Origin of the sequence: Aureispira sp. CCB-QB1, assembly GCF_000724545.1 — a bacterium.
GTDB lineage: Bacteria > Bacteroidota > Bacteroidia > Chitinophagales > Saprospiraceae > Aureispira.
In genome coordinates, this window is sequence record NZ_JHBV01000119.1 from 1 (window position 1) to 389 (window position 389).

The window sequence follows — 389 nt, forward strand, 5'->3', positions numbered from 1 at the left end:
CCACTTGGATAAGCTGTCGCACTTCCTGTTGCCGTCCCGTGACAAGAAACATCTGTCACGATAACGGAATCAATTAAAACAGAATCAGGTTCTCCAATAGAGATGGGCAGTGCAATCTCACAGTTGTTTCCATCTCGTACAAAAACGGTGTAAGAACCTGCTCCTAAATTGTTGTAAGTATTGATATTGCTAAAGACATTGCCTGTTTGACCAGGTCCTGTAATTTTATATTCATAACCATTGACTCCTAAGGTTCCTGTTCCAGGAGTGGCATTGACTAAGATTTGTCCGTTGGCATCTCCATGACACAAGACATCAACAGCGGTGTAGGTGGCTGCTAATTGTACTGGGTCAGCAATGGTAATACAAGTATCCATTTGACAACCGGC

The 389-nt window shown here is 43.2% G+C and carries 1 protein-coding gene; it reads right to left on the reverse strand.

Going from position 1 to position 389, the window contains the following annotated elements:
• Positions 1 to 389, reverse strand: a 389-nt coding sequence (locus CG11_RS26480; protein WP_156039929.1) for a hypothetical protein, incomplete at both ends; no start/stop codon positions are given.